This window comes from Bradyrhizobium huanghuaihaiense, from assembly GCF_007830635.1.
Lineage (GTDB): Bacteria > Pseudomonadota > Alphaproteobacteria > Rhizobiales > Xanthobacteraceae > Bradyrhizobium > Bradyrhizobium huanghuaihaiense.
Genome location: NZ_VLLA01000015.1, coordinates 88531 through 111098, shown reverse-complemented (window position 1 = coordinate 111098; position 22568 = coordinate 88531). Strand labels below are relative to the sequence as shown.

Sequence of the window (22568 nt, the reverse complement as noted above, 5' to 3'; positions counted from 1 at the left end):
GCAGTTATCCGGTCGCTGACTAGGCGACGATGATGGCCATGGCTTCGCGCCGGCGGACCGCGATCGTGATGCTGTCGACCCTGACCGCGATCGGGTCGCGCCCGACCAGCCCCTCGTGCAGGACCTCGACCCGGGCGCCCTCGACGAAGCCAAGCTCGATCAGGCGGCTTTCGAGCTCGATGTCCGAAAGCGCAGAACCCGTATCCTTGGTGGAAAGGTGCTGGATGACGCCGGTATAGCCGCGCAGGGCCAGACCCAGCGGCATATGCGGGCGCGTATCATCATGGTCGGTCATGCCCTGTATTTTCAACGCAGGGCATTGAGGTCAAGCGCACTCGGCGGCCGAAACTGCACCTTAGAGTGATTTTAAAGTGCAGACGCCGGAGTCGCGCCGGAAACACGCCCCGGCGGCTACTGCGCCGGGACCTTGTCCGGCTGGGCGGCCATGGCCCGGCTCTTGAAGTAGTCGAGCACGAACAGGCGGATCGCCGAGGACAGATTGCCCTGCTGGCGGTTGCCGTCGATCTCGCCGACGAGCTCGGACAGCGTCATGTTACGCAGGCCCGAGATCTCCTTCATGCCGTTCCAGAACGCTTCTTCCAGGCTGACGCTGGTCTTGTGGCCGGCGACGACGATCGATCGCTTCACGACGGGCGACTTCATGGCTGCTCCTCGCGATCGATCTGATGCTGGTCCAGGTGCGCCTTCGCCTTGTCCGCGCGCGTCTCCTCCGCCGACCGCTCCGCCTTGGTGCGGCCGAACTTCGTCCGGTTGGCGTCCGCCTGCTTCGCCGAGGCTTCCCGCTCGGCGCGTTTCCTGAAACGATTCAGGTTGATGACGTTCCCCATGCCGCGTCTCCATCACCCGATCCTCGGCAGGCAGGATGAAATATTCAGGGGGCGGCATTGCGCCCCAAAAGACTTGATGGTCATTCGCTCGTCCTCGTCCTCGTCAATCGGCCCTTCGGGCCATCAAACGATGAATTTCGCCCCGTCAGGGCGGTGGGGCTTGCGTAACACGCCGCCCCCCCGGAACATTGACGGTAATCAAGTCCCGCCCCCAAAACCGCATATTTCTGAGCGTCCAGCGTCCGTATGATTACGGATGACTATCGGAATTCGGAAATTTAGCCCGGGCTGGTCATCTTTTCCGGGCGCACCAGGCGGTCGAATTCGTCGGCCGAGACGAAACCGAGCCGCAGCGCCTCCTCCTTCAGCGTGGTGCCGTTGGCATGGGCGGTTTTGGCCACCTTGGCGGCGTTGTCGTAGCCGATCTTGGGGGCCAGCGCCGTCACCAGCATCAGCGAGCGCTCCATCAGCTCCCTGATGCGCTTTTCGTCGGCGCGGATGCCGCTGACGCAATGCTCGGTGAAGGAGCGCGCCGCATCCGCCATCAGGCGGATCGAGTGCAGCATGTTGTAGGCCAGCACCGGCTTGTAGACGTTGAGCTCGAAATGGCCCTGGCTGCCGGCGACCGTGATGGCGGTGTGGTTGCCGAACACCTGGCAGCACACCATGGTCATCGCCTCGCACTGCGTCGGATTGACCTTCCCCGGCATGATCGACGAGCCCGGCTCGTTCTCCGGCAGGATCAGCTCGCCGAGCCCCGAGCGCGGGCCTGATCCGAGCAGGCGGATGTCGTTGGCGATCTTGAACAGGCCGGTCGCGACCGAGTTGATGGCGCCGTGCGCCAGCACATAGGCATCGTTGGAGGCCAGCGCCTCGAATTTGTTGGCAGCGCTGGTGAAGGGCAGCTTCGTGATCCCGGCGACATGCTTTGCGAACAGCTTTGCAAAGCGCGGCTTCGAATTGAGGCCAGTACCCACCGCCGTGCCGCCCTGCGCCAGCGGATAGAGATCCTTCACCGCGACCTTGAGCCGGGCGATGCCGCTCTCGACCTGCGCAGCATAGCCGGAGAATTCCTGGCCGAGCGTCAGCGGCGTCGCATCCTGAGTGTGGGTGCGGCCGATCTTCACGATCTTGGAAAATTCCTTCTCCTTCTTGCGCAATGCGCGCAGCAGCTCGCCGAGGGCGGGGACGAGATCGACGTTGATGCGGCTTGCGGCCGCGATATGCATCGCGGTCGGGAAGGAGTCGTTCGACGACTGGCTCATGTTGACGTGGTCGTTGGGATGCACCGGCTTCTTGGCGCCGAGCTCGCCGCCGAGCAGCTCATTGGCGCGGTTGGCGATCACCTCGTTGAGGTTCATGTTGCTCTGCGTGCCCGAGCCGGTCTGCCACACGACAAGCGGGAAATGGTCGTCAAGCTTGCCCTCGATCACCTCGCGCGCGGCGCGGATGATGGCGTTGGCGCGGCGCTGGTCGAGCAGGCCGAGCTCGAGGTTGGACTGCGCGGCAGCGAGCTTGACCATGCCGAGCGCATGCACGAGCGAGATCGGCATGCGGTCGGTGCCGATGCGGAAATTCTGCCGCGACCGCTCGGTCTGCGCCCCCCAATAGCGATCGGCGGGCACTTCGATGGGACCGAAGCTGTCAGTCTCGATGCGAGTTGCGGGGCGGGCGGTCTTCGAGCGGGCAGCTTTGGCCATGAGCACATCCATTCTGCCGCGCGAAACGCCGCGCGGCTTCTTCATGCGCTCTTCTATACAGGCAGTTTGACCGGGCGCGATGGCTCCGCGCGACAGCCTAGATCATTTCTTGCGGAAACGATCGAGCCGCACGACCTCGGCTCCGCCCTGGTTCGGCGGGGTCGGCTCTTCGGCGGTCTCCGCCTTCTCGGCGGCGGGCGCCGGCACGGCGACAGCCGACGGGGCAGGCGCTGCCGGCAAATTCTCCGGCGCCACCTCGGCGACGTCGGACGTATCGAACTGGAGGCCGAATTTCACGGACGGATCGAGGAAGCTCTTGATGGCGCTGAACGGCACCACCAGCCGCTCCGGAATGCCGCCGAAGGACAGGCCGACCTCGAAGCGGTCTTCGAGCACGGTCAGGTCCCAGAACTGGTGCTGGAGGATGATCGTCATCTCTTCCGGATATTGCGCCAGCAGCCGCGACGACAGTTTCACGCCCTCGGCCTTCGATACGAAGGTGATGAAGAAATGGTGCTCGCCCGGCAAGCCATGGGATGCGGCGTCGGTCAGCACCTTCCGCAGCACGCCGCGCAGCGCGTCGCGGGCCAGCACATCGTATCGGATATGATCGGTCGCCATGGTGGTCCTGTTGCATCCCCCAAGCCGGACCCTGCCGGTCCGACTCGCCAAGCCGCGATAGTACCGCGCCTGATGGGTCAGCAGGAGTCCCCGCCGGGAAGAAATGAAATGTAAGTGGAGGCTTCTGTTGCCAGGTGCCTCCGAACCCCGCCTAGCGGAGCTTAACCCGCTAGGACTTTAAAGTGGTCTTTCAAACTGCGTTACGCAGCCTGAGCAACCGGAGCAAAGTTGTCGTTGGCAACTATTGCAGTAGCCCGATAACGGCGGAACAATACCGGGAAAAAGTACGCCCTTTACGCCCTCGTCGATCCTATTTCGCCCCCGCCAAAGCCCGCTTTCAGGGCCTGCCCGATGTGGGCTTTGGTGGAGGCGCCGGGTACCGCCCCCGGGTCCGAATGGTTTATTGCGACGACCGTTTATTTCCATAGCCGGCGAACCGGCACCCCCAATATAGGGGGCAAAGGTTTCAAAAAACAGAGGTTTCGAGCGGCGATGTGCGGTTCCCTTTGGATAGGTTCCGGATGGCGGCTGATCCGATCTTGGCCGCGCCGCGGCCTCGGTTCTAAGCTCCTGACATGTCCGCCGATTCAGCACCGGCCGCCCAAGAGCCGGACCATCCGACCAGCGCTGCCGCCCCGCCCAGCCTGACCGCGCTCTTCGTCGCCTTCGCCCGGATGTCGCTGGCGGGTTTCGGCGGGGTCCTGGTGTTTGCGCGGCGGGCCATCGTCGAGCAGCACCGCTGGATGACGGCCGACGAGTTCAACGAGACTTTCGCGCTCTGCCACTTCCTGCCCGGCCCCAACATCGTCAATCTGTCGATGGTCTTTGGCGCGCGGCTGCGCGGGATCGCGGGTGGAATTGCAGCCTTTGCCGGGTTGCTGCTGCCGCCGACGCTGATCATGACGGTGCTCGCGATCGCCTACGCCCGCTTCGGCGACCTCGAGGTGCTGCGTCGTATCCTCGCAGGCATCTCCTGCGCCGCGGTCGGCCTCCTGATCGCCGTGGTCTTTCGCATGATGACGCCGCTCCTGAAGCGGATGGAAGCGGTCGCGCTGATCCTGATGCTCGGCGTCTTCCTCGCCATCGGCGTGCTCCGCCTGCCGCTTCAGGCCGTGCTGCTGGTCGCGATCCCCGTGAGCATCGGCGCGACCTTCCTCCTGCGGCGGAAGGTAGCAGCGTGAACGCCGAGAGCCCGCTCTGGGCACTGATCTCGACCTTCGGCCTGATGTCGCTGTTCGCGGTCGGCGGCGCCGCCGCGGCGGTGCCCGAGATGCACCGCATCGCGGTCGACGTGCATCATTGGATGACCGACAAGCAGTTCGCCGATGCCTATGCGATCGCACAACTCTCGCCGGGTCCGAACGTGCTTATCGTGACGTTAATCGGCTATGCCGTCGCCGGCATCCCCGGTGCGCTCGCGGCGACGCTGGCGATGTGCCTGCCGACCGCGCTGGTTGCCTATTATGTCAGCCGTCTCCTCAATCGGCCCAGCCAGTCGCGCTGGCCGGCCCTGATCCAGGCTGCACTGGTTCCGCTCTCGATCGGATTGATGGCGGCGAGTGCCCTGATCCTGGCCCAGTCGACCGACCGGACGATTGCTGCAGTGCTTCTGACCGCGATGGTTGCGGTGATCGCATCGGTCTCGCGCATCAATCCCCTCTGGCTCTTGCTCGCCGGCGGCCTGTTGGGTTTTGCTGGCATTGTGTAATGAAAATCGCTAGGCAGTGCTGCGGCCCGGGGATCCCTTTCCAGCCGATTTAGAACAACAGTGCTCGTGACTTACGGGTCGCGGAGGAGACATGCATGGCCGAGACGATGGGCCACTCAGCGACAGCCACCCGAAACACCAAGGTGGTGATCGGTTTCTGCCTGCTGGCGATAGCGCCGCAGATCTTCGAATTCATCTGGTCGATCGGGACCATCTTCGGCTGGGGTGCCGGACGCGGCCCGGCCACCGTGCTGATCAGCCACGCTACCGCGCTGGTCGCCGGTGCTCCCGCGGCCCTGATCGGAGCGGCCGGCGGTGAGACCAAGAAGGCGTCCTCCGATGTGCTGCTGGCGCTGATCTATTCCTATCCGATCCTTGCGGTGGCGATCGTCACGCTGTTCATGACCGTCCGGTCGGCGCAGGATTATGTCGGCGGCGTCATTCTGATGGCGGTCGCGCTGTTCGCGCTGTGGGCGTCGAGCGATCTGCAGGGCATGCGCGGCTTCTCCTTCGGCGCGGGCACCGCGCCGCGAATGTTTGGCGGGCTACTGGTCGCCCTGTCCGCCGCCATCGCCCTGACCGGCCTTCTGTCCGACGGCCCGTCGATGGCGCATTATTCCTGGCGCGGGCCGCTGTTCGTGATGGTCGCGATCCTGTTCTTCGCGCTGGCGATCCGGCCGCTCGGGCTCGTGGTCACTGCGTTCGTGAGCTTCATGATCGCCGCGACAGGGTCGCATGAGACGCGCTGGCTGGAGGCCGCAATCGTCGGCGCCTGTCTGACGCTCGGCTGCGCGATCCTGTTCCCTTACGTGCTGGGACTGCCGATGCCGATGTTTCCGCGTTTCCTGATCCAGTGAGGGTGTGATGGATATTTTTGCCAACCTCGCTCACGGCTTTGCCGTCGCGCTCTCTCCCATCAACCTGCTGATGTGCCTGATCGGTGCCCTCGTCGGCACGCTGGTCGGTGTTCTCCCTGGTATCGGCACCATCGCGACGGTCGCAATGCTGCTGCCGATCACCTTCGGTCTGCCGCCGGTCGGCGCGCTGATCATGCTCGCCGGCATCTATTACGGCGCGCAATATGGCGGCTCGACCACGTCGATCCTGGTCAACATTCCCGGTGAGGCGACATCCGTCGTCACCGCCATCGACGGCCACCAGATGGCCAAGCAGGGCCGTGCCGGCCCGGCGCTGGCGATCGCCGCGATCGGCTCGTTCTTCGCCGGCTGCGTCGCAACTATCTTGATCGCCGTGCTCGGCGCGCCGCTGACAAAGCTGGCGCTGGCGTTCGGTCCGGCCGAGTATTTCTCGCTGATGGTGCTCGGCCTGATCTTCGCGGTGGTGCTGGCCAAGGGCTCGGTGCTGAAGGCGATCGCGATGATCGTGTTCGGCCTCCTGCTCTCGATGGTCGGCTCGGACATCGAGACCGGCGCCTCGCGCATGGCCTTCAACATTCCGGAGCTGGCCGACGGTCTCGGCTTTGCGACGGTGGCGATGGGTGTGTTCGGCTTTGCCGAGATCATCCGCAATCTCGACGCCGGCGCCGAGATGAACCGCGACCTCGTGCAGCAGAAGATCACCGGCCTGATGCCGACAAGGAAGGACCTGGTCGACTCGACGCCACCGATCCTGCGCGGCACCGTGCTCGGCTCGATCCTCGGCATTCTGCCGGGCGGTGGCGCCGTCATCGCCTCGTTTGCGGCCTATACGCTCGAGAAGAAGCTCGCGAAGGATCCGAAGCGGTTCGGCCGCGGCGCGATCGAAGGCGTGGCGGCGCCGGAAAGCGCCAACAACGCCGCAGCGCAGACCTCCTTCATCCCGCTGCTCACCCTCGGCATCCCGCCGAATGCGGTGATGGCGCTGATGGTGGGCGCGATGACCATCCACGGCATCGTGCCGGGTCCGCAGGTGATGCAGAAGCAGCCGGATCTCGTCTGGGGCATGATCGCCTCGATGTGGATCGGCAACCTGATGCTGATCATCATCAACCTGCCGCTCGTGGGCATCTGGGTCCGCCTGCTGCGCGTGCCTTACCGGCTGATGTTCCCCTCGATCGTGATCTTCTGTGCGATCGGCATCTACTCGGTGAACAACGCGCCCGTCGACGTCATCCTCGCCGGCGTGTTCGGGCTCGTCGGCTACTGGCTGATCAAGCACGATTTCGAGCCGGCCCCGCTGCTGCTCGGCATGGTGCTCGGACCGCTGATGGAAGAGAACCTGCGCCGTGCGCTGCTGATCTCGCGCGGCGACTGGAGCGTCTTCCTGACGCGTCCGTTGTCAGCGGTGCTGCTCGCGATCTCGTTCGGCCTGCTGCTGCTCACGGTGCTGCCTGCGCTGCGTGCCAAGCGCGACGAGGTGTTCACCGAGTCGGAGAACTAGCGGCGCCCTGCGTCCGCGCGCCGCATTCGGAAGTCGAATCGACGTATGTGATGTCTTCGTGACATGAAAATGCCGGCCCTTGTGGCCGGCATTTTTGTTTGTGTCCCGGGGAAACGATATGACCTCTCTTCGCGCGCTTGCTACGGGCGCATGTGCCGCCGCGCTCGCATCGCTCTGCGCATTTGTTGCACCTGCGAAGGCGCAAAACTATCCGACGCGCAGCATCACCATGATCGTGCCGTTCGCCGCGGGCGGGCCGACCGATGTCATCTCGCGCATCGTCACCGCACATATGGCGCAGACGCTTGGCCAGAGCATCATCATCGAGAACGTGGTCGGCGCCGGCGGCACCACCGCGACCACGCGTGCGGCGCGTGCCGCCAATGACGGCTATACGCTCATCACCGGGCATATGGGTACGCATGCGGCGTCCGTGCCGCTCTATCCGAAGCTCGCCTATCATCCAGAAAAGGATTTCGAGCCGATCGCGCTGCTCGCGGGCACACCGATCCTGATCCTCGCGCGCAAGGACTTTCCGCCGAAGGACCTGAAGGAGTTCGTGGCTTACGTGAAGGCCAATGCCGAGAAGGTGAACGCGGCGCATGCCGGCGTCGGCTCGGTCTCGCACGTCTCCTGCGAGCTCCTGCACTCCATCCTCGACGTCAAGCCGGTCGGCGTGCCCTTCAACGGCACCGGCCCCGCGATGAACGCGCTGGTGGCGGGGCAGGTCGATTACATGTGCGACCAGATCGTCAATGCCGTGCCGCAGATCAACGCCGGCACCATCAAGGCCTATGCGATCGCAACGCCGGAGCGCAATCCGTCGCTGCCGAACGTGCCCACCACGACCGAAGCGGGACTGCCTGCGTTCCAGGCCCAGGCCTGGAACGCGATGTTCGCGCCCAAGGGAACTTCGCCCGCGATCATTGCGAGCCTGAACGCCGCCGCCATCAAGGCGCTCGACGACGAGACCGTGAAGAAGCGCCTGCTCGAGCTCGGCAGCGTCATCCCGGCGCCCAAGGACCGGACGCCCGAGGCTCTGGCGACCCTCGTCAAGAACGAGATCGCGAAGTGGACCCCGGTGCTCAAGCCGGCAACTTAATCAGCACTTTCAAGCCGATAGGCGAGGGGCGGGACGCAAGTTCCGCCCCTTGTCGTTTGCCGCGGGAACGCTCACCTTTTCCTTGTATAATCTGTGGGAGCAGCGAATCGCTGCTGTCGCAGCGCGGGGGCGGTCGTTAAGTTCGCCGCCTCCCAAAGGCTCAGTCGCACATGCACCAATATCAGGACCTGCTCGAGCGGATTCTTTCAGACGGCGCCGAGAAGACCGATCGGACCGGCACCGGCACGTTGTCGGTGTTCGGCCATCAGATGCGTTTCAATCTGTCGGCCGGCTTCCCGATGCTGACCACCAAGCGGCTGCCGCTGAAGGCGATCGTGCATGAGCTGTTGTGGTTCCTGAAGGGCGACACCAACATCAAATATCTGCGCGACAACGGCGTCACCATCTGGGACGAGTGGGCCGACGCCAATGGCGATCTCGGCCCGGTCTACGGCCATCAGTGGCGCTCCTGGCCCACAGCCGACGGGCGCAGCATCGACCAGATCGCCAATGTCATCGACATGATCAAGCGCACCCCGGACTCCCGCCGGCTGATCGTCACTGCCTGGAATCCGGCCGACGTCGAGAAGATGGCGTTGCCGCCTTGCCATCTGCTGTTCCAGTTCTACGTCGCGAACGGCAAGCTGTCGTGCCAGCTCTATCAGCGCTCGGCCGACGTCTTCCTCGGCGTGCCCTTCAACATCGCCTCCTATGCGCTGCTCACCATGATGGTCGCGCAGGTCACCGGCCTGAAGCCCGGCGACTTCGTGCATTCGCTCGGCGACACCCATCTCTACTCCAACCATTTGGAGCAGGCGCGGCTCCAGCTCACGCGCGCGCCACGCGCGCTGCCGGTGATGCGGATCAACCCTGATGTGAAGGACATCTTCTCCTTCCGCTACGAGGATTTCGAGCTCGTCGGCTATGATCCGCATCCGCACATCAAGGCGGAAGTCGCGGTCTAGCGCGGATGTCGGTCAACATCCGCCGCGCGCGCCCGGGCGAAGCCGGTCTCGTTCTCTCTTTCATCCGCGAGCTTGCCGAATACGAAAAGCTGTCCCACGAGGTCGAGGCAACCGAGGCTGACATCGCGGAGGCACTGTTCGGCGAGAGGCCGCAGCTCTATTGCGCGATCGCCGAGTGGAACAGCGAGCCGGTCGGCTTCGCGGTCTGGTTCGCCAATTTCTCCACATTCAGCGGCCGCCACGGCATCTATCTCGAAGATCTCTATGTGCGGCCGTCGCATCGCGGCAGGGGCCTCGGCAAGGCCCTGCTGGTCTATCTTGCCAGGGAGTGCGTCGAGAACGGCTGGTCGCGCCTGCAATGGGCGGTGCTCGACTGGAACGCGCCGTCGATCGCGTTCTACAAATCGCTCGGCGCCGTCATGATGGACGATTGGACGCTGTGCCGCGTCACCGGGCCTGCGCTGACGCAGCTTGCCGGGAGCTCTGCCTGATGGACATCGTCTTCGTCGTCGCGATCGCGGAAAACGGCGTCATCGGCGCGGGCAATGCGATGCCGTGGCGATTGAAGTCCGACATGGCGCGCTTCAAGGCGCTCACGATCGGCAAGCCCGTGATCATGGGCCGCAAGACCTTCGAATCCCTGCCCCGCCGTCCACTGCCGGGCCGCACCAACATCGTCATCACGCGCGATGCGGCCTATCGCGCCGCTGGTGCCATCGTCACGACATCCGCCGCGGATGCCGGCGCGGTTGCGCTTGGCGATGCCCTGCGGCGTTCAGTCACCGAGATCGCCGTGATCGGCGGCGCCGAGATCTTCCGGCAATGGCTCGATCGTGCCGATCGCCTCGAAATCACCGAAGTGCATGCGCGGCCCGACGGCGACACTTATTTCGACATCGACAAGGCAGAATGGGATGAGACGGCGCGCATCCGTCATCCTGCCGGCCCCGACGACAGCGCCGACTACTCCTATGTGACATATCGTCGGCGGTCGCCCCGTTAACCGCATTCGCCAATGTTAACATTGACTTTTCTGCCTTCGGGCTTAGCTCGGAAGGTGGCGAAGGCTGCGTTGTAAGGGACCTGCCTGTCCCCTATAAAGCCGGACCGGACAAAGCGGGCGGGGGCAATTCAACCCTGCCGAGGAGAGCGTCGAATGCCGTGGAAGAATCAGGGCGGTGGCCCATGGGGCTCGGGTCCGAAGGGACCGTGGGGCTCAGGCCCGCAACCGGTCGGGCCGAGGCCGCCGGATCTGGAAGATCTTCTCCGGCGCGGCCAGGACCGCCTTCAGCAGATCATGCCGGGCGGCTATTTCTCCGGCGTCGGCATCACGCTGATCGTCCTGCTCATCATCGCGTTCTGGCTGCTGTCGGGCTTCTTCCGCGTGCAGTCCGAAGAGCGCGGTGTCGTGCTGCGGTTCGGCAAACATGTCCGCACCGTGGACCCCGGCCTGAATTATCATCTGCCCTATCCGATCGAGACCGTGCTGCTGCCGAAGGCGCTGCGCGTCAACACCACCTCCATCGGCATGACCCTGATCGACGATCCGGCGCGGCGCGGCCGCTCCATCCGTGACGTGCCGGAAGAGAGCCTGATGCTCACCGGCGACGAGAACATCGTCGACGTCGACTTCACCGTGCTGTGGCGCATCAAGCCCGATGCCGGCGGCGTCGGCGACTTCCTGTTCAACATCCAGAACCCCGAAGGCACCGTGAAGGCGGTCGCCGAGAGCGCAATGCGCGAGGTGATCGGCCGCTCGCAGATCCAGCCGATCCTGACCGGCGCTCGCAACACGATCGAGCAGGGCGTGCAGGAGCTGATCCAGCGGACGCTCGACAGCTACGGCGCCGGCATTCTCGTCACCCAGGTGCAGATGCAGAAGGTCGACCCGCCCGCGCAGGTGATCGACGCGTTCCGCGACGTCCAGGCGGCGCGCGCCAATCTCGAGCAGCTGCAGAACGAAGCGCAGACCTATGCCAACCAGGTGGTGCCGCAGGCCCGCGGTCGTGCGGCGCAGATCCAGCAGGCCGCCGAAGGCTACAGGGAGCAGGCGATCGCCGAGGCCAAGGGCCAGAGCGCGCGCTTCCTGAAGGTTTACGAAGAATACAAGAAGGCGCCCGACGTGACGCGTGAACGGATCTATCTCGAGACGATGGAGCGCGTGCTCGGTGGCGCGGACAAGCTCGTCTATGACGGCGGCCCCTCGGGCCAGGGTGTCGTGCCCTTCCTGCCTCTCAACGAATTGACGACCAAGCGGCCGCCTACCACCGGTCAGCCCTCGAGCGGAGGTACCCGATGAGGTCTCCGGTCACAGGTATCGTCACGCTGCTCGGTCTCCTGCTCGTCGTGATTGTCGGCTACATGTCGCTGTTCACGGTGCAACAGACCGAACAGACCATCGTGCTGCAGTTCGGCAAGCCCGTCGACGTCGTCACCGCCCCGGGCCTGCACTTCAAGGCGCCGTGGAATTCGGTGATCAACATCGACAAGCGGATTCTCGATCTGGAGAACCCGTCGCAAGAAGCGATCGCGTCCGACCAGAAGCGGCTCGTGGTCGACGCCTTCGCGCGCTACCGCATCAAGGACGCGCTGCGCTTCTATCAGAGCGTCGGCTCGATCCAGGCTGCCAACATCCAGCTCACCACGCTCCTGAACGCGGCGCTGCGCCGCGTGCTCGGCGAGGTCACCTTCATCAACGTGGTGCGCGACGATCGCGAGAAGCTGATGCAGCGCATCCGCGACCAGCTCGATCGCGAGGCCGACGGCTACGGCATCCAGGTGGTGGACGTCCGGATCCGGCGCGCCGACCTGCCGGAGCAGAACAGCCAGGCGGTCTATCTGCGCATGAAGACCGAGCGCGAGCGCGAGGCCGCCGAGTTCCGCGCGCAGGGCGGCCAGAAGGCGCAGGAGATCCGCTCCAAGGCCGACCGCGAGGCGACCGTGATCATCGCGGAAGCCAATTCGCAGGCCGACCAGACCCGCGGCGCGGGCGATGCCGAGCGCAACCGCCTATTCGCCGAGGCCTATAGCAAGGATGCCGACTTCTTCTACTTCTACCGGTCGATGACGGCATACGAGAACGGGCTGCGTGCGAACGACACCCGCTTCCTGCTGCGGCCGGAGTCGGATTTCTTCCGGTATTTCGGTAACCCGACCGGCAAGAGGGCGGCCGAGACGCCGGCGAAGCCTTAAGCTAGACAGGGGCGGCAGTTCTGCCGCCCTTCGTCCAGACAAGAACAGCACTACGGGAGGTTCCAATCCGATGAGGTCCATTGCGTTCGCCGACTTCCTCATCGGCTTGGGCATCCTGTTCGTGCTGGAAGGCTTGATGTTTGCGGCAAGTCCAAACTGGATGCGCAAGGCCATGAAGAGTGCGATGGCCACTCCCGACCACATCCTGCGAGCGGTCGGGATCGGTTCGGCCGTCGTCGGCCTGATCCTGATCTGGGTGATGCGCCGTCCGATTTAGCCGAAGAGCCAACGCCAAAGTGAAGGCGAGAAGCCGGTTTTCGCCATATTATCCGGGTCTTGAGACCCGTTAAGGTCCGCGCTTGCGCCGTGCCCCCGTTCGAGCGCAGTCTGGCGCCGAATCCTTATTTCTCTGGAGATCACAATGACCGCTGCCATCATTGCCCCGACCCGCTTGCGCCATGGTGTGCGAATTGGGCTGGCCGCGCTCGCCATCAGCGCTTTCGGCGCGCTTGGCACCCCGGCTCAGGCGCGCGGGCCGGAGGGCATCGCCGACGTCGCCGAGAAGGTGATCGACGCGGTCGTCAACATCTCGACCTCGCAGACTGTCGAGGCCAAGGGCGGCGCCAACACCATGCCGCAGCTGCCGCCCGGCTCACCCTTCGAGGAGTTCTTCGACGACTTCTTCAAGAACCGCAGGGGCCCCGGTGGCGGCGGCAAGGGCGGCGACAGCGGCAGCAGCCCGCCGCCGCGCAAGACCAACTCGCTCGGAAGCGGCTTCATCATCGACACGTCAGGCGTCGTCGTCACCAACAACCACGTCATCGCGGACGCCGACGAGATCAACGTCATCCTCAACGACGGTACCAAGATCAAGGCGGAGCTGGTCGGCGTCGACAAGAAGACCGATCTCGCAGTGCTGAAGTTCAAGCCGACCAAGCCGCTGGTTGCGGTGAAGTTCGGCGACAGCGACAAGCTGCGCCTCGGCGACTGGGTGGTCGCGATCGGCAATCCCTTCAGCCTGGGGGGAACGGTGACGGCCGGCATCGTCTCGGCCAAGAACCGCGACATCTCTTCCGGTCCCTATGACAGCTACATCCAGACCGACGCCGCCATCAACCGCGGCAATTCCGGCGGCCCGCTGTTCAACCTCGAAGGCGACGTCATCGGCGTCAACACCCTGATCATCTCGCCCTCCGGCGGCTCGATCGGCATCGGCTTCGCCGTGCCGTCGAAGACGGTCGCGGGCGTCGTCGACCAGCTCCGCCAGTTCGGCGAGCTGCGCCGCGGCTGGCTGGGGGTGCGCATCCAGAGCGTCACCGACGAGATTGCCGAGAGCCTCAACATCAAGCCGCCGCGCGGCGCGCTGGTCGCCGGCGTCGATGACAAGGGCCCGGCCAAGCCCGCCGGCATCGAGCCCGGCGACGTCGTCGTCAAGTTCGACGGCAAGGACGTCAAGGATCCGAAGGACCTGTCCCGCGTCGTCGCCGACACCGCGGTCGGCAAGGAGGTCGACGTCGTCATCATCCGCAAGGGCCAGGAAGAGACCAAGAAGGTCACGCTCGGCCGTCTGCAGGATCCCGAGAAGGTGCAGGCCGTGGTGAAGACCGACGAGCCGGCGCCGGAGAAGCCGGTGACGCAGAAGGCGCTCGGTCTCGATCTCGCGGCGCTGAACAAGGACCTGCGCACGCGCTACAAGATCAAGGAGAGCGTCAAGGGCGTGGTCGTCACCAATGTCGACGCCAATTCGGATGCCGCCGAAAAGCGTCTCTCGGCCGGCGACGTCATCGTCGAGGTCGCGCAGGAAGCCGTCTCCAGCGGTGCCGACATCCAGAAGCGCGTCGACCAGCTCAAGAAGGACGGCAAGAAGTCGGTGCTGCTGCTGGTCTCGAACGCCGACGGCGAGCTGCGGTTTGTCGCGCTGAGCGTGCAGTAGTCGAGGCAGGGTCTCGCACCGCGGCATGGTCTCGTAGGGTGGGCAAAGCGAAGCGTGCCCACCATCTTTCGGCCGTCTCAACGAGCGGTGGGCACGGCGCAAGTGCGCCTTTGCCCACCCTACGGCTGCGGAGCGTGTAGCAACGATTGCAGAGGCTACCCCTCCACGAACTCGTCCCGCCGATAACCCTGCGCATAGAGCAGCGCGGTGAGATCGCCGTGATCGATCCGCGCCGCTGCGGCCGCTGCCACCGTCGGCTTGGCGTGATAGGCCACGCCGAGCCCAGCCGCCTGGATCATCGCGAGATCATTGGCGCCATCGCCGACCACGACCGAGTCGACGTCGTCGAGATCGAACGACTCCATCAGATCCACCAGCGTCGCCAGCTTCGCGGCGCGGCCCAAAATCGGCTCCTTCACCTCGCCGGTGAACTTGCCGTCGCGCACGACCAGTTCGTTGGCGCGGTTCTCCTGGAAGCCGATCTTGGCGGCGACGGCGCTCGTGAACAGTGTGAAGCCGCCGGAGACGAGGCAAGTGTAGGCGCCGTGCGCGCGCATGGTCGCGACCAGCGCACGGCCGCCCGGCGTCAGCGTGATGCGCTTGTCCAGCACCTCGTCGACGACATTGGCGGGAAGGCCCTTCAGCAGCGCGACGCGCTCGCGCAGCGCCGGCTCGAACTCGATCTCGCCGCGCATCGCGCGCTCGGTGATCGCGGCGACATGGGCCTTCATGCCGACGAGATCGGCAAGCTCGTCGATGCATTCCTGGCCGATCATGGTGGAATCCATGTCGGCGAGAAAAAGCTTCTTGCGCCGGAAGCCGGCAGGCTGCACGACGATATCGATGGGCAGGTCGCCGCGAAGCTCGCGCAACCGCTGCTCGATGGCGTGACGGTCGCCTTCGAGGTTACTGTCGGCGCCGAAGGGAATGTCGACCGCAACCCCGTCGAACAGCCAGTGCGCGGGAGCTGCCTGGGGCAGCACGGCGCGGGCGCCGTCGACGATGGTAGAGTCGAGCGCGGGATTGTCAGGGTTGCAGATCAGCGTGGCGACGAGGGACATTTGAGGTTTTCGTGAGCGAGGGGCATTCGAGCAAGGCGGTGCTTATCGCAGGCCCGACCGCCAGCGGCAAGTCGGCGCTGGCGCTCGAGCTTGCCCTCAGCGCGAGCGGCACGGTCATCAATGCCGATTCCATGCAGGTCTATCGCGACCTCCGCATCATCACGGCACGTCCGACCCATGGCGATGAGGCGCGAGCGCCGCATCGCCTCTACGGCCATGTCGATGCGGCCGTCAATTTCTCGGCCGGGGCCTGGGTTGCCGACGCAGCGAAGGCGCTCGAGGAGGCGCGGGCCGAAGGCCGGCTGCCGATCTTCATCGGCGGCACCGGGCTCTATTTCAAGGCGCTCACGGCGGGCCTTTCCGTGGTGCCGCCCATCCCCGCCGATCTGCGCGAGGACGTGCGGGCGCGGCTGGAGCGGAATGGCGTCGAGGCGCTGCATGCGGAACTCGCTGCCCGCGATCCGCGCGCGGCCGGGCGCTTGAACCTGCGCGACCGCACCCGCATCGCGCGCGCGCTCGAAGTGGTCGAGGCGACCGGCCGTTCGCTGCTGGATTGGCACCAGGAGGGCCAGCCGCCGCTGTTGCCGAGGGACAGTTTTCGCGCGGTATTCCTCGCCCCTGGGCGCGACGACCTCTATGCCCGCATCGACGCCCGCTTCGATGCCATGCTGGGGGGCGGCGCCCTGAGGGAGGTCGAGCGGCTCGCCGCGCGCGGTCTTGATCCGCTGCTGCCGGCGATGAAGGCCCACGGCGTGCCGGCCCTGATCCGGCATCTGCGCGGGGAGCTCAGCCTGGACGAGGCCGCCACGATCGGCCGCGCCGACACCCGCCACTACGCCAAGCGCCAGTTCACCTGGTTCCGGCACCAATTGCCGGAATTCGAGTGGGTCAAGCCGGAAGAGGCGAGGGGATGGTTAGCTGCCAGCGTCAGCGCGGCCGGAGACGAGAGGTGAGAGCCTCGTTCTGTCGTCATTCCGGGGGCGCGCGCAGCGCGAGCCCGGAATCCATAACCCCAGGCCCTCAGTGGCGATGGCTGCCGGCACCTACCTCGGACCTCAGGACGGCCTGTGGCTCTGGATTCCGGGCTCGATGCTTCGCATCGCCCCGGAACGACGTCGGGGGGAGGCGCTGACGCGCATTTGTGCCGGGTTCCCGAATTTACCTCTCGCCGAACCCCGGGAACGCCGCTACACTGCCAAAATCGCGCGGGAACGGCCACATTGCCTTGACATCCGGGCTTTGGCCGCTATGTTTCGCGCAACCTTTGGGAAGCCGGGCGCCTGCCATGCGTAACATTATTACCAAACTCCTTATCGCCGTCGTACCCAGGCACACCGCCGGGGATGGCTAGCTGCCATCCACAAGACAGGCGGTGTGCATGGGCCCTCTTCGGGGCCTTTTTTATTTCCCGAACCCAGAACGAAGCCGCTGACAACAGCGCATCCGGAGCAAGCCAATGAGCGACAAGAGCCACGATCCGAACCAGATGACCGGCGCCGCGATGATCGTCCGCGCGCTCATCGATCACGGCGTGACCGACATTTTCGGCTATCCCGGCGGCGCGGTGCTTCCGATCTACGACGAGATCTTCCAGCAGAGCGAGGTCCAGCACATCCTGGTCCGCCACGAGCAGGGCGCGGGCCATGCCGCCGAGGGCTATGCGCGCTCGACCGGCAAGCCCGGTGTTGCGCTGGTGACCTCCGGACCCGGTGCCACCAACATGGTGACGCCGCTGACCGATGCCCTGATGGACTCCATCCCGCTGGTCTGCATCTCCGGCCAGGTGCCGACGCATCTGATCGGCAACGACGCCTTCCAGGAATGCGACACCGTCGGCATCACGCGTCCCTGCACCAAGCACAACTGGCTCGTGCGCGACGTCAACGACCTCGCGAAAGTCCTGCATGAGGCCTTCTACGTTGCGACCTCGGGCCGTCCCGGCCCGGTGCTGGTCGACGTGCCCAAGGACGTGCAGTTCGCGACCGGCACCTATCATCCGCCGCGCAAGTCCGACGTGCACCGCTCCTACGCGCCGCGCGTCAAGGGCGATGCGACGCAGATCCGTAAGGCGGTCGCGCTGCTCGCGAACGCCAAGCGTCCCGTGATCTACAGCGGCGGCGGCGTGATCAATTCCGGCCCCGAAGCGACCAGGTTGCTGCGCGAGCTGGTCGAGGTCACCGGTTTTCCGATCACCTCCACGCTGATGGGCCTCGGCGCCTATCCGGCCTCGGGCAAGAACTGGCTCGGCATGCTCGGCATGCACGGCACCTACGAAGCCAACATGACGATGCATGATTGCGACGTCATGCTGTGCGTCGGCGCGCGCTTCGACGACCGCATCACCGGCCGCGTCGATGCGTTCTCGCCCGGCTCGAAGAAGATCCACATCGACATCGATCCGTCCTCGATCAACAAGAACATCCGTGTCGACGTGCCGATCATCGGCGACTGCGGCAACATCCTTGGCGACATCCTCCAGGTGTTCAAGGCGGAGGCGAAGAAGCCGGACGTCAAGTCGTGGTGGCAGCAGATCGCGCAGTGGCGCGCCCGCAACTCGCTCTATTACAAGAAGAGTAACGACGTCATCCTGCCGCAGCACGCGATCCAGAGCCTGTTCGAGGCGACGCGCGGCAAGGATACGTACATCACGACCGAGGTCGGCCAGCACCAGATGTGGGCCGCGCAGTTCTACGGCTTCGAGGAGCCGCATCGCTGGATGACGTCGGGCGGTCTCGGCACCATGGGCTACGGCCTGCCGGCCGCGGTCGGCGTGCAGGTTGCGCATCCCGACAGCCTCGTTATCGACATCGCAGGCGACGCCTCGGTGCAGATGACGATGCAGGAGATGTCGACGGCGGTGCAGTACGAGCTTCCGATCAAGATCTTCATCCTCAACAACCAGTACATGGGCATGGTGCGCCAATGGCAGCAGCTGCTCCACGGCAACCGCCTGTCGCATTCCTATTCCGAGGCGCTGCCGGACTTCGTCAAGCTCGCGGAAGCCTATGGCGCCGTCGGCCTCCAGGTGCACAAGCCGGGCGATCTCGATGGCGCGATCCAGGAGATGATCTCGGTCAAGCGCCCGGTGCTGTTCGACTGCCGCGTCGCCGCGCTCGAAAACTGCTTCCCGATGATCCCCTCCGGCAAGGCGCACAACGAGATGTTGCTGCCGGAGCAGGCCAACGACGAAGCCACCGCCAAGGCGTTCGCCGGCGGCAAGGCGCTGGTGTGAGGCCATGTTCGACCTTAGGGAGCTCGAGCGCGCACATGCGATCGTGGGGCAGGCGGTGCCGGCAACGCCGGCGCGCGGCTGGCCGCTGCTCGCTGAACGCCTCGGCACCGAGGTCGTGGTCAAGCACGAGAACCACACGCCGATCGGCGCCTTCAAGGTGCGCGGCGGGCTCGTCTATCTCGACCGGCTGAAGCGCGAGCGGCCGAACACGCCGGGCATCATCTCGGCGACGCGCGGCAATCACGGTCAGAGCCTGGCCTTTGCCGCGAGCCGCCACGGCGTGCCGGCGGTGATCTATGTGCCGCGCGGCAATTCGGTCGAGAAGAACCGCGCGATGACGGCTTTTGGTGCCGAGCTCGTCGAGCACGGCGAGGACTTTCAGGCGGCACGCGAGGAAGCCGAGCGCCGCGCGCAGTTCGCCGGGCTCCACATGGTGCCGTCGTTCCATCCGGACCTCGTGCTGGGTGTCGCGACCTACGCGCTGGAGCTGTTCAGGTCCGCGCCCGATCTCGACATCCTCTATGTGCCGATCGGGCAGGGCTCCGGCATCTGCGGCTGCATCATGGCGCGCGACCTGCTCGGCCTGAAGACCGAGATCGTCGGTGTGCAGTCGACGGAAGCGCCGTCCTATGCGCTGTCGTTGGCGGCCGGCAAGATCGTGACGACCGAGACTGCCAATACACTCGCAGACGGCATGGCGACGCGCATCCCCGACGAGGATGCGTTCGCGCTGATCCGCAAGGGCGCCTCGCGCATCGTAGAGGTCGCCGACGACGAGGTTGCCGCCGCGATCCGCGCCTACTGGACCGATACGCACAATCTCGCCGAAGGCGCAGGTGCTGCCGCGCTTGCCGCGGCGCTGCAGGAAAAGAGCAAGCTGAAGGGCAAGCGCGTCGGTCTCGTGCTGTCCGGCGGCAATATCGATTTCGATCTGTTCCGCCGTTGGGTCGGGACGGACGCGCCAGCGATGGCGTGACGGAGAGACAAGAGGGGACGACAATGAACCAGCCCGCATCCGCCTATTTCATCGAGGACCGCCACGATCCCAACGAGACGCACACGCTTGCGGTGCTCGTGCAGAACGAGCCGGGCGTGCTTGCGCGCGTCATCGGCCTGTTCTCGGGTCGCGGCTACAACATCGAGAGCCTCACGGTCTCGGAGACCGAGGCCCAGAAGCATCTGTCGCGCATCACCATCGTCACCACGGGTACGCCGATGGTGATCGCGCAGATCAAGAACCAGCTCGACCGCATGATCCCGGTCTACCAGGTCGTCGACATGACCCAGACCAAGCGCTCGATCGAGCGCGAGCTCGCGATGGTGAAGGTGCGCGGGCAGGGCGAGCATCGGGTCGAGGCGCTCAGGCTCGCGGACGCGTTCCGCGCCCGGGTGATCGACGCCACCACCGAGAGCTTTGTGTTCGAGATCACAGGCAATACGGACAAGATCAATCAATATATCGATCTGATGCGCCCGCTCGGCCTTGTCGAGGTGTCGCGTACGGGTGTTGCCGCGATCGGTCGCGGGCCTGAAGGGATGTGAGCCATGCTGGCGCGCGACTGGTACTACAACGAGCGGAACCGGATGGGGATCGAACCCGCCGTGGCGTCGATCTACGACAACCATGACGATGCCGATCTGCGGGCGCGCGCCGCGCTGAAAATGCTCGGGGTCCAGCGCGGCTGGCGCATCGCCGACATCGGCTGCGGCAACGGCGTGCTCGCCACCGAAGCGGCGCTGATGGGCGCCGAGGTCGACGCCATCGACATCTCGCCGGCGATGCTGGCGCTCGCCGAGATCTACGCACGCGACCGCAAGGCGCCCGTGCGCACCCAGTCCGCCGGCCTGCTCAGCTTCGCCTATCGGCCGGAATCCTATGACCTCATCGTCAGCGAGTTCACGCTGCACCATCTGCCGGATTTCTGGAAGGCGGTGGCGATGTCGCGGATCTATCGCGCGCTGAAGCCGGGTGCGAGCTTCTACTTGCGCGACATCGTCTATGCGTCGATGCCTGACGCCGTCGAGCGCGACGTTGAGCAATGGGCCGACTTCCAGATCAAGAACCACGATTTCTCGCGCGAGGGCGTGGTGACGCATATGCGCGACGAATATTCCACCTTCGGCTGGGTGATGGAGCGGATGCTGACCGACGTCGGCTTCACGCTGGTCTCGGCCGACTACCACGCACCGATGCACGGCACGTATCTGCTGCGGAAACCGAAAGCCGGCGAGCAAGGCTAGACCAGAACAACAAACAGGGCTGCACGACAAAGCAGAACCGGAAACAACAATGAAGCCGGCCGACATCCTCATCGCCGTCATGGTGGCGATCATCTGGGGGCTTGCCTTCGTGGCGAGCCGGATCGCGCTCGACGAGCTGCCGCCGGAGCTGATGACGGCACTGCGCTTTACCATCGCCGCGGTGCCGTGCCTATTCATTCCCAAGCCGAAGGTCGCCTGGTCGCTGCTGATCGCGATCAGCTTCACGCTGTTCCTCGGTCAGTTCCTGTCGCAGGCCTACGGCATCGCCCACGGCGTGCCGGTGGGCCTGACCAGCGTCGTCGTGCAGAGCCAGGCCCTGTTCACGATCGGCTTTGCCGCGCTTGCGTTCGGCGAGCGGCCGACGCCGATGCAGACGCAGGGCATCGTCGTTGCTGCGATCGGCCTGCTGATGATCTGCGGCACCGTCGGCTATGATTTCAGCGTTGCCGCCTTTGCGGTGCTGATGATCTCGCCGCTCAGCTTTGCCGTCGGCAATCTGCTGCTGCGCGGCGCCCGCGGCGTGCCGATGTTCGACCTGTTTGCCTGGCTGTGCCTCGCCTCGGCCGTGCCGCTGTTCGTGCTGGCGCTGATCGCCAACGGACCGGCGGCGACATGGACGTCCCTGACGCACTTGTCGCTCGCGTCGGCGCTCTGCATGCTGATGCTCGGCGGCATCTCCACCAGCATCGCTTATTGGCTGTGGGGCCGCCTCTTGCGCGACTATCCCGCGGCCCAGGTGGTGCCGTTCGCGCTGCTGGTGCCGTTCGTCGGCTCCGCCGCCTCCAGCATCGTGTTCGGTGAACGGTTCGGCCCGCTGCGCCTCGCCGGCATGCTCACCGTGATCGGTGGTATCGCCGTGATGGTGCTGGCGAAGCGCCCGCAAGTCCTGCCGAAGACCGCGTGAGGTGAACATGGCCTACTCGCTGTTCTATGCCTTCCTCGCCTTCATGGTGGTGATGTACTTCACGCCCGGGCCGAACAACATCATGCTGCTGTCCTCCGGCCTGACCTACGGCTTCCGCCGCACCATCCCGCACATCGTCGGCATCGTCATCGGCTTTGCCTTCATGGTCGCCACCGTCGGCCTCGGGCTCGGCACCGTGTTCCTGGCCTATCCGATCCTCCAGACCATTCTGAAATATGCCGGTGCGGTCTACCTGATCTATCTTGCTGCGGTGATCGCCATGTCCGGTCCGACCACGCCGGGCGGCGACAGCGGCCGCGGTCCGATGACCTTCTGGGGCGCCGCCATGTTCCAGTGGATCAACGCCAAGGGCTGGGTGATCGTGATCGGCACCATCACGGCCTACGCGGCGATTGCCCAGTTTCCCATCAACATCGTGATCCAGACCCTGATCAGCCTGCTCGTCGGCACGATCTCGACCGTGGTCTGGGCGCTATTCGGCACCGCATTGCGGCCGGTCCTGACCTCCGAGCGGCTGGTCCGCGCCTTCAACATCCTGATGGCGATCCTGCTGCTGGCCTCCCTCTACCCCGTTTTCATGGATGCATGATGTCGCGGATTTCCATGCAGAAACGGGTTTCCCTCAGGGCTGAAAATGCTC

The 22568-nt window shown here is 65.2% G+C and carries 25 protein-coding genes and 1 other RNA gene; 19 read left to right on the top strand and 7 right to left on the bottom strand.

Annotated features, from left to right (window positions below; translation table 11 throughout):
- Nucleotides 1–19: 19 nt before the first annotated feature.
- The 6 genes from IQ16_RS27140 to ssrA form a co-directional block, all read right to left on the bottom strand.
- Entirely contained in the window at nt 20–295 is a 276-nt protein-coding gene (locus IQ16_RS27140; protein ID WP_018640861.1) for a FeoA family protein, read from the bottom strand.
- A 116-nt stretch (nt 296–411) separates the two neighbouring features.
- Nucleotides 412–663, bottom strand: coding sequence for a ribbon-helix-helix domain-containing protein (locus IQ16_RS27135; protein WP_018640860.1), 252 nt, complete (start codon nt 661–663; stop codon nt 412–414).
- Entirely contained in the window at nt 660–848 is a 189-nt protein-coding gene (locus tag IQ16_RS27130) for a DUF4169 family protein (RefSeq protein WP_018640859.1), read from the bottom strand. The genes IQ16_RS27135 and IQ16_RS27130 overlap by 4 nt, the downstream gene beginning before the upstream one ends.
- Nucleotides 849–1126: 278 nt before the next feature.
- Nucleotides 1127–2560: a class II fumarate hydratase gene (gene fumC, locus IQ16_RS27125; RefSeq protein ID WP_026311678.1), complete on the bottom strand. Its 1434-nt coding sequence runs from the start codon at nt 2558–2560 to the stop codon at nt 1127–1129.
- Between the two features lie 90 nt (nt 2561–2650).
- Nucleotides 2651–3169, bottom strand: a complete 519-nt coding sequence (locus IQ16_RS27120; RefSeq protein WP_018640857.1) for an SspB family protein — start codon at nt 3167–3169, stop codon at nt 2651–2653.
- 113 nt (nt 3170–3282) lie between these two features.
- Nucleotides 3283–3649, bottom strand: a transfer-messenger RNA (tmRNA) gene (gene ssrA / locus IQ16_RS27115).
- Between the two features lie 95 nt (nt 3650–3744).
- Between ssrA and IQ16_RS27110 the strand changes: the two genes are divergently transcribed.
- The 12 genes from IQ16_RS27110 (at nt 3745) to IQ16_RS27055 (ending at nt 14448) form a co-directional block, all read left to right on the top strand.
- On the top strand, nt 3745–4350 hold the full coding sequence (locus IQ16_RS27110; RefSeq protein ID WP_018640856.1) for a chromate transporter: 606 nt from the start codon (nt 3745–3747) through the stop codon (nt 4348–4350).
- Nucleotides 4347–4877, top strand: coding sequence for a chromate transporter (locus IQ16_RS27105; protein WP_018640855.1), 531 nt, complete (start codon nt 4347–4349; stop codon nt 4875–4877). Before IQ16_RS27110 ends, IQ16_RS27105 begins: the two co-directional genes overlap by 4 nt.
- Before the next feature lie 95 nt (nt 4878–4972).
- Nucleotides 4973–5734 carry a tripartite tricarboxylate transporter TctB family protein gene (locus tag IQ16_RS27100; protein ID WP_018640854.1) on the top strand — a complete coding sequence of 254 codons (762 nt, stop codon included), beginning with the start codon at nt 4973–4975 and terminating at the stop codon, nt 5732–5734.
- Between the two features lie 4 nt (nt 5735–5738).
- Nucleotides 5739–7256 (top strand): tripartite tricarboxylate transporter permease, encoded by a 1518-nt coding sequence (locus tag IQ16_RS27095; protein ID WP_018640853.1) that lies wholly within the window; start codon nt 5739–5741, stop codon nt 7254–7256.
- Nucleotides 7257–7374: 118 nt separating this feature from the next.
- A complete protein-coding gene (locus IQ16_RS27090; RefSeq protein WP_018640852.1) occupies nt 7375–8358 on the top strand; it encodes a tripartite tricarboxylate transporter substrate binding protein BugD in 984 nt (327 codons plus the stop codon).
- A gap of 170 nt (nt 8359–8528) precedes the next feature.
- Complete coding sequence (locus IQ16_RS27085; protein WP_014493053.1) at nt 8529–9323, top strand: thymidylate synthase; 795 nt, start codon at nt 8529–8531, stop codon at nt 9321–9323.
- Nucleotides 9324–9328: 5 nt separating this feature from the next.
- Complete coding sequence (locus tag IQ16_RS27080) at nt 9329–9814, top strand: GNAT family N-acetyltransferase (RefSeq protein WP_018640851.1); 486 nt, start codon at nt 9329–9331, stop codon at nt 9812–9814.
- Nucleotides 9814–10326: a dihydrofolate reductase gene (locus IQ16_RS27075; protein ID WP_018640850.1), complete on the top strand. Its 513-nt coding sequence runs from the start codon at nt 9814–9816 to the stop codon at nt 10324–10326. Before IQ16_RS27080 ends, IQ16_RS27075 begins: the two co-directional genes overlap by 1 nt.
- Nucleotides 10327–10479: 153 nt before the next feature.
- Nucleotides 10480–11622, top strand: coding sequence for an FtsH protease activity modulator HflK (gene hflK, locus IQ16_RS27070; protein ID WP_145831845.1), 1143 nt, complete (start codon nt 10480–10482; stop codon nt 11620–11622).
- A complete protein-coding gene (gene hflC / locus IQ16_RS27065; RefSeq protein ID WP_018640848.1) occupies nt 11619–12515 on the top strand; it encodes a protease modulator HflC in 897 nt (298 codons plus the stop codon). Before hflK ends, hflC begins: the two co-directional genes overlap by 4 nt.
- Nucleotides 12516–12585: 70 nt before the next feature.
- Complete coding sequence (locus IQ16_RS27060) at nt 12586–12792, top strand: DUF2065 domain-containing protein (RefSeq protein ID WP_018640847.1); 207 nt, start codon at nt 12586–12588, stop codon at nt 12790–12792.
- Nucleotides 12793–12936: 144 nt separating this feature from the next.
- Nucleotides 12937–14448, top strand: a complete 1512-nt coding sequence (locus tag IQ16_RS27055) for a Do family serine endopeptidase (protein ID WP_018640846.1) — start codon at nt 12937–12939, stop codon at nt 14446–14448.
- A gap of 155 nt (nt 14449–14603) precedes the next feature.
- On the opposite strand, the gene serB is transcribed toward IQ16_RS27055, so the two are convergent.
- Nucleotides 14604–15509, bottom strand: a complete 906-nt coding sequence (gene serB, locus IQ16_RS27050; protein ID WP_018640845.1) for a phosphoserine phosphatase SerB — start codon at nt 15507–15509, stop codon at nt 14604–14606.
- 11 nt (nt 15510–15520) lie between these two features.
- Between serB and miaA the strand changes: the two genes are divergently transcribed.
- From miaA to IQ16_RS27015, 7 genes are all read left to right on the top strand, one after another.
- Entirely contained in the window at nt 15521–16462 is a 942-nt protein-coding gene (gene miaA, locus IQ16_RS27045; protein ID WP_018640844.1) for a tRNA (adenosine(37)-N6)-dimethylallyltransferase MiaA, read from the top strand.
- Between the two features lie 503 nt (nt 16463–16965).
- The gene (locus IQ16_RS27040; RefSeq protein WP_018640843.1) at nt 16966–18741 is read left to right on the top strand and encodes an acetolactate synthase 3 large subunit; all 1776 of its coding nucleotides are present in this window, start codon (nt 16966–16968) and stop codon (nt 18739–18741) included.
- Between the two features lie 4 nt (nt 18742–18745).
- Complete coding sequence (locus IQ16_RS27035) at nt 18746–19717, top strand: threonine dehydratase (protein WP_018640842.1); 972 nt, start codon at nt 18746–18748, stop codon at nt 19715–19717.
- Nucleotides 19718–19740: 23 nt separating this feature from the next.
- Complete coding sequence (gene ilvN / locus IQ16_RS27030) at nt 19741–20283, top strand: acetolactate synthase small subunit (protein WP_018640841.1); 543 nt, start codon at nt 19741–19743, stop codon at nt 20281–20283.
- 3 nt (nt 20284–20286) lie between these two features.
- A complete protein-coding gene (locus IQ16_RS27025) occupies nt 20287–20982 on the top strand; it encodes a class I SAM-dependent methyltransferase (protein ID WP_018640840.1) in 696 nt (231 codons plus the stop codon).
- Nucleotides 20983–21031: 49 nt separating this feature from the next.
- On the top strand, nt 21032–21907 hold the full coding sequence (locus IQ16_RS27020; protein WP_018640839.1) for an EamA family transporter: 876 nt from the start codon (nt 21032–21034) through the stop codon (nt 21905–21907).
- A 7-nt stretch (nt 21908–21914) separates the two neighbouring features.
- Entirely contained in the window at nt 21915–22517 is a 603-nt protein-coding gene (locus tag IQ16_RS27015) for a LysE family translocator (RefSeq protein WP_026311677.1), read from the top strand.
- The last annotated feature ends 51 nt before the right edge of the window (nt 22518–22568 follow it).

Bases quoted from the DNA above. Each gene is read 5' to 3' on its own strand.
- hflK (WP_145831845.1), top strand. From the start codon at position 10,480: ATGCCGTGGAAGAATCAGGGCGGTGGCCCATGGGGCTCGGGTCCGAAG.
- IQ16_RS27025 (WP_018640840.1), top strand. From the start codon at position 20,287: ATGCTGGCGCGCGACTGGTACTACAACGAGCGGAACCGGATGGGGATC.
- IQ16_RS27055 (WP_018640846.1), top strand. From the start codon at position 12,937: ATGACCGCTGCCATCATTGCCCCGACCCGCTTGCGCCATGGTGTGCGA.
- IQ16_RS27120 (WP_018640857.1), bottom strand. From the start codon at position 3,169: ATGGCGACCGATCATATCCGATACGATGTGCTGGCCCGCGACGCGCTG.
- IQ16_RS27020 (WP_018640839.1), top strand. From the start codon at position 21,032: ATGAAGCCGGCCGACATCCTCATCGCCGTCATGGTGGCGATCATCTGG.
- IQ16_RS27090 (WP_018640852.1), top strand. From the start codon at position 7,375: ATGACCTCTCTTCGCGCGCTTGCTACGGGCGCATGTGCCGCCGCGCTC.
- IQ16_RS27040 (WP_018640843.1), top strand. From the start codon at position 16,966: ATGAGCGACAAGAGCCACGATCCGAACCAGATGACCGGCGCCGCGATG.
- IQ16_RS27110 (WP_018640856.1), top strand. From the start codon at position 3,745: ATGTCCGCCGATTCAGCACCGGCCGCCCAAGAGCCGGACCATCCGACC.
- hflC (WP_018640848.1), top strand. From the start codon at position 11,619: ATGAGGTCTCCGGTCACAGGTATCGTCACGCTGCTCGGTCTCCTGCTC.
- serB (WP_018640845.1), bottom strand. From the start codon at position 15,509: ATGTCCCTCGTCGCCACGCTGATCTGCAACCCTGACAATCCCGCGCTC.
- IQ16_RS27015 (WP_026311677.1), top strand. From the start codon at position 21,915: ATGGCCTACTCGCTGTTCTATGCCTTCCTCGCCTTCATGGTGGTGATG.
- IQ16_RS27100 (WP_018640854.1), top strand. From the start codon at position 4,973: ATGGCCGAGACGATGGGCCACTCAGCGACAGCCACCCGAAACACCAAG.
- IQ16_RS27140 (WP_018640861.1), bottom strand. From the start codon at position 295: ATGACCGACCATGATGATACGCGCCCGCATATGCCGCTGGGTCTGGCC.
- IQ16_RS27080 (WP_018640851.1), top strand. From the start codon at position 9,329: ATGTCGGTCAACATCCGCCGCGCGCGCCCGGGCGAAGCCGGTCTCGTT.
- IQ16_RS27075 (WP_018640850.1), top strand. From the start codon at position 9,814: ATGGACATCGTCTTCGTCGTCGCGATCGCGGAAAACGGCGTCATCGGC.
- IQ16_RS27085 (WP_014493053.1), top strand. From the start codon at position 8,529: ATGCACCAATATCAGGACCTGCTCGAGCGGATTCTTTCAGACGGCGCC.
- IQ16_RS27060 (WP_018640847.1), top strand. From the start codon at position 12,586: ATGAGGTCCATTGCGTTCGCCGACTTCCTCATCGGCTTGGGCATCCTG.
- IQ16_RS27130 (WP_018640859.1), bottom strand. From the start codon at position 848: ATGGGGAACGTCATCAACCTGAATCGTTTCAGGAAACGCGCCGAGCGG.
- ilvN (WP_018640841.1), top strand. From the start codon at position 19,741: ATGAACCAGCCCGCATCCGCCTATTTCATCGAGGACCGCCACGATCCC.
- IQ16_RS27135 (WP_018640860.1), bottom strand. From the start codon at position 663: ATGAAGTCGCCCGTCGTGAAGCGATCGATCGTCGTCGCCGGCCACAAG.
- fumC (WP_026311678.1), bottom strand. From the start codon at position 2,560: ATGGATGTGCTCATGGCCAAAGCTGCCCGCTCGAAGACCGCCCGCCCC.
- IQ16_RS27035 (WP_018640842.1), top strand. From the start codon at position 18,746: ATGTTCGACCTTAGGGAGCTCGAGCGCGCACATGCGATCGTGGGGCAG.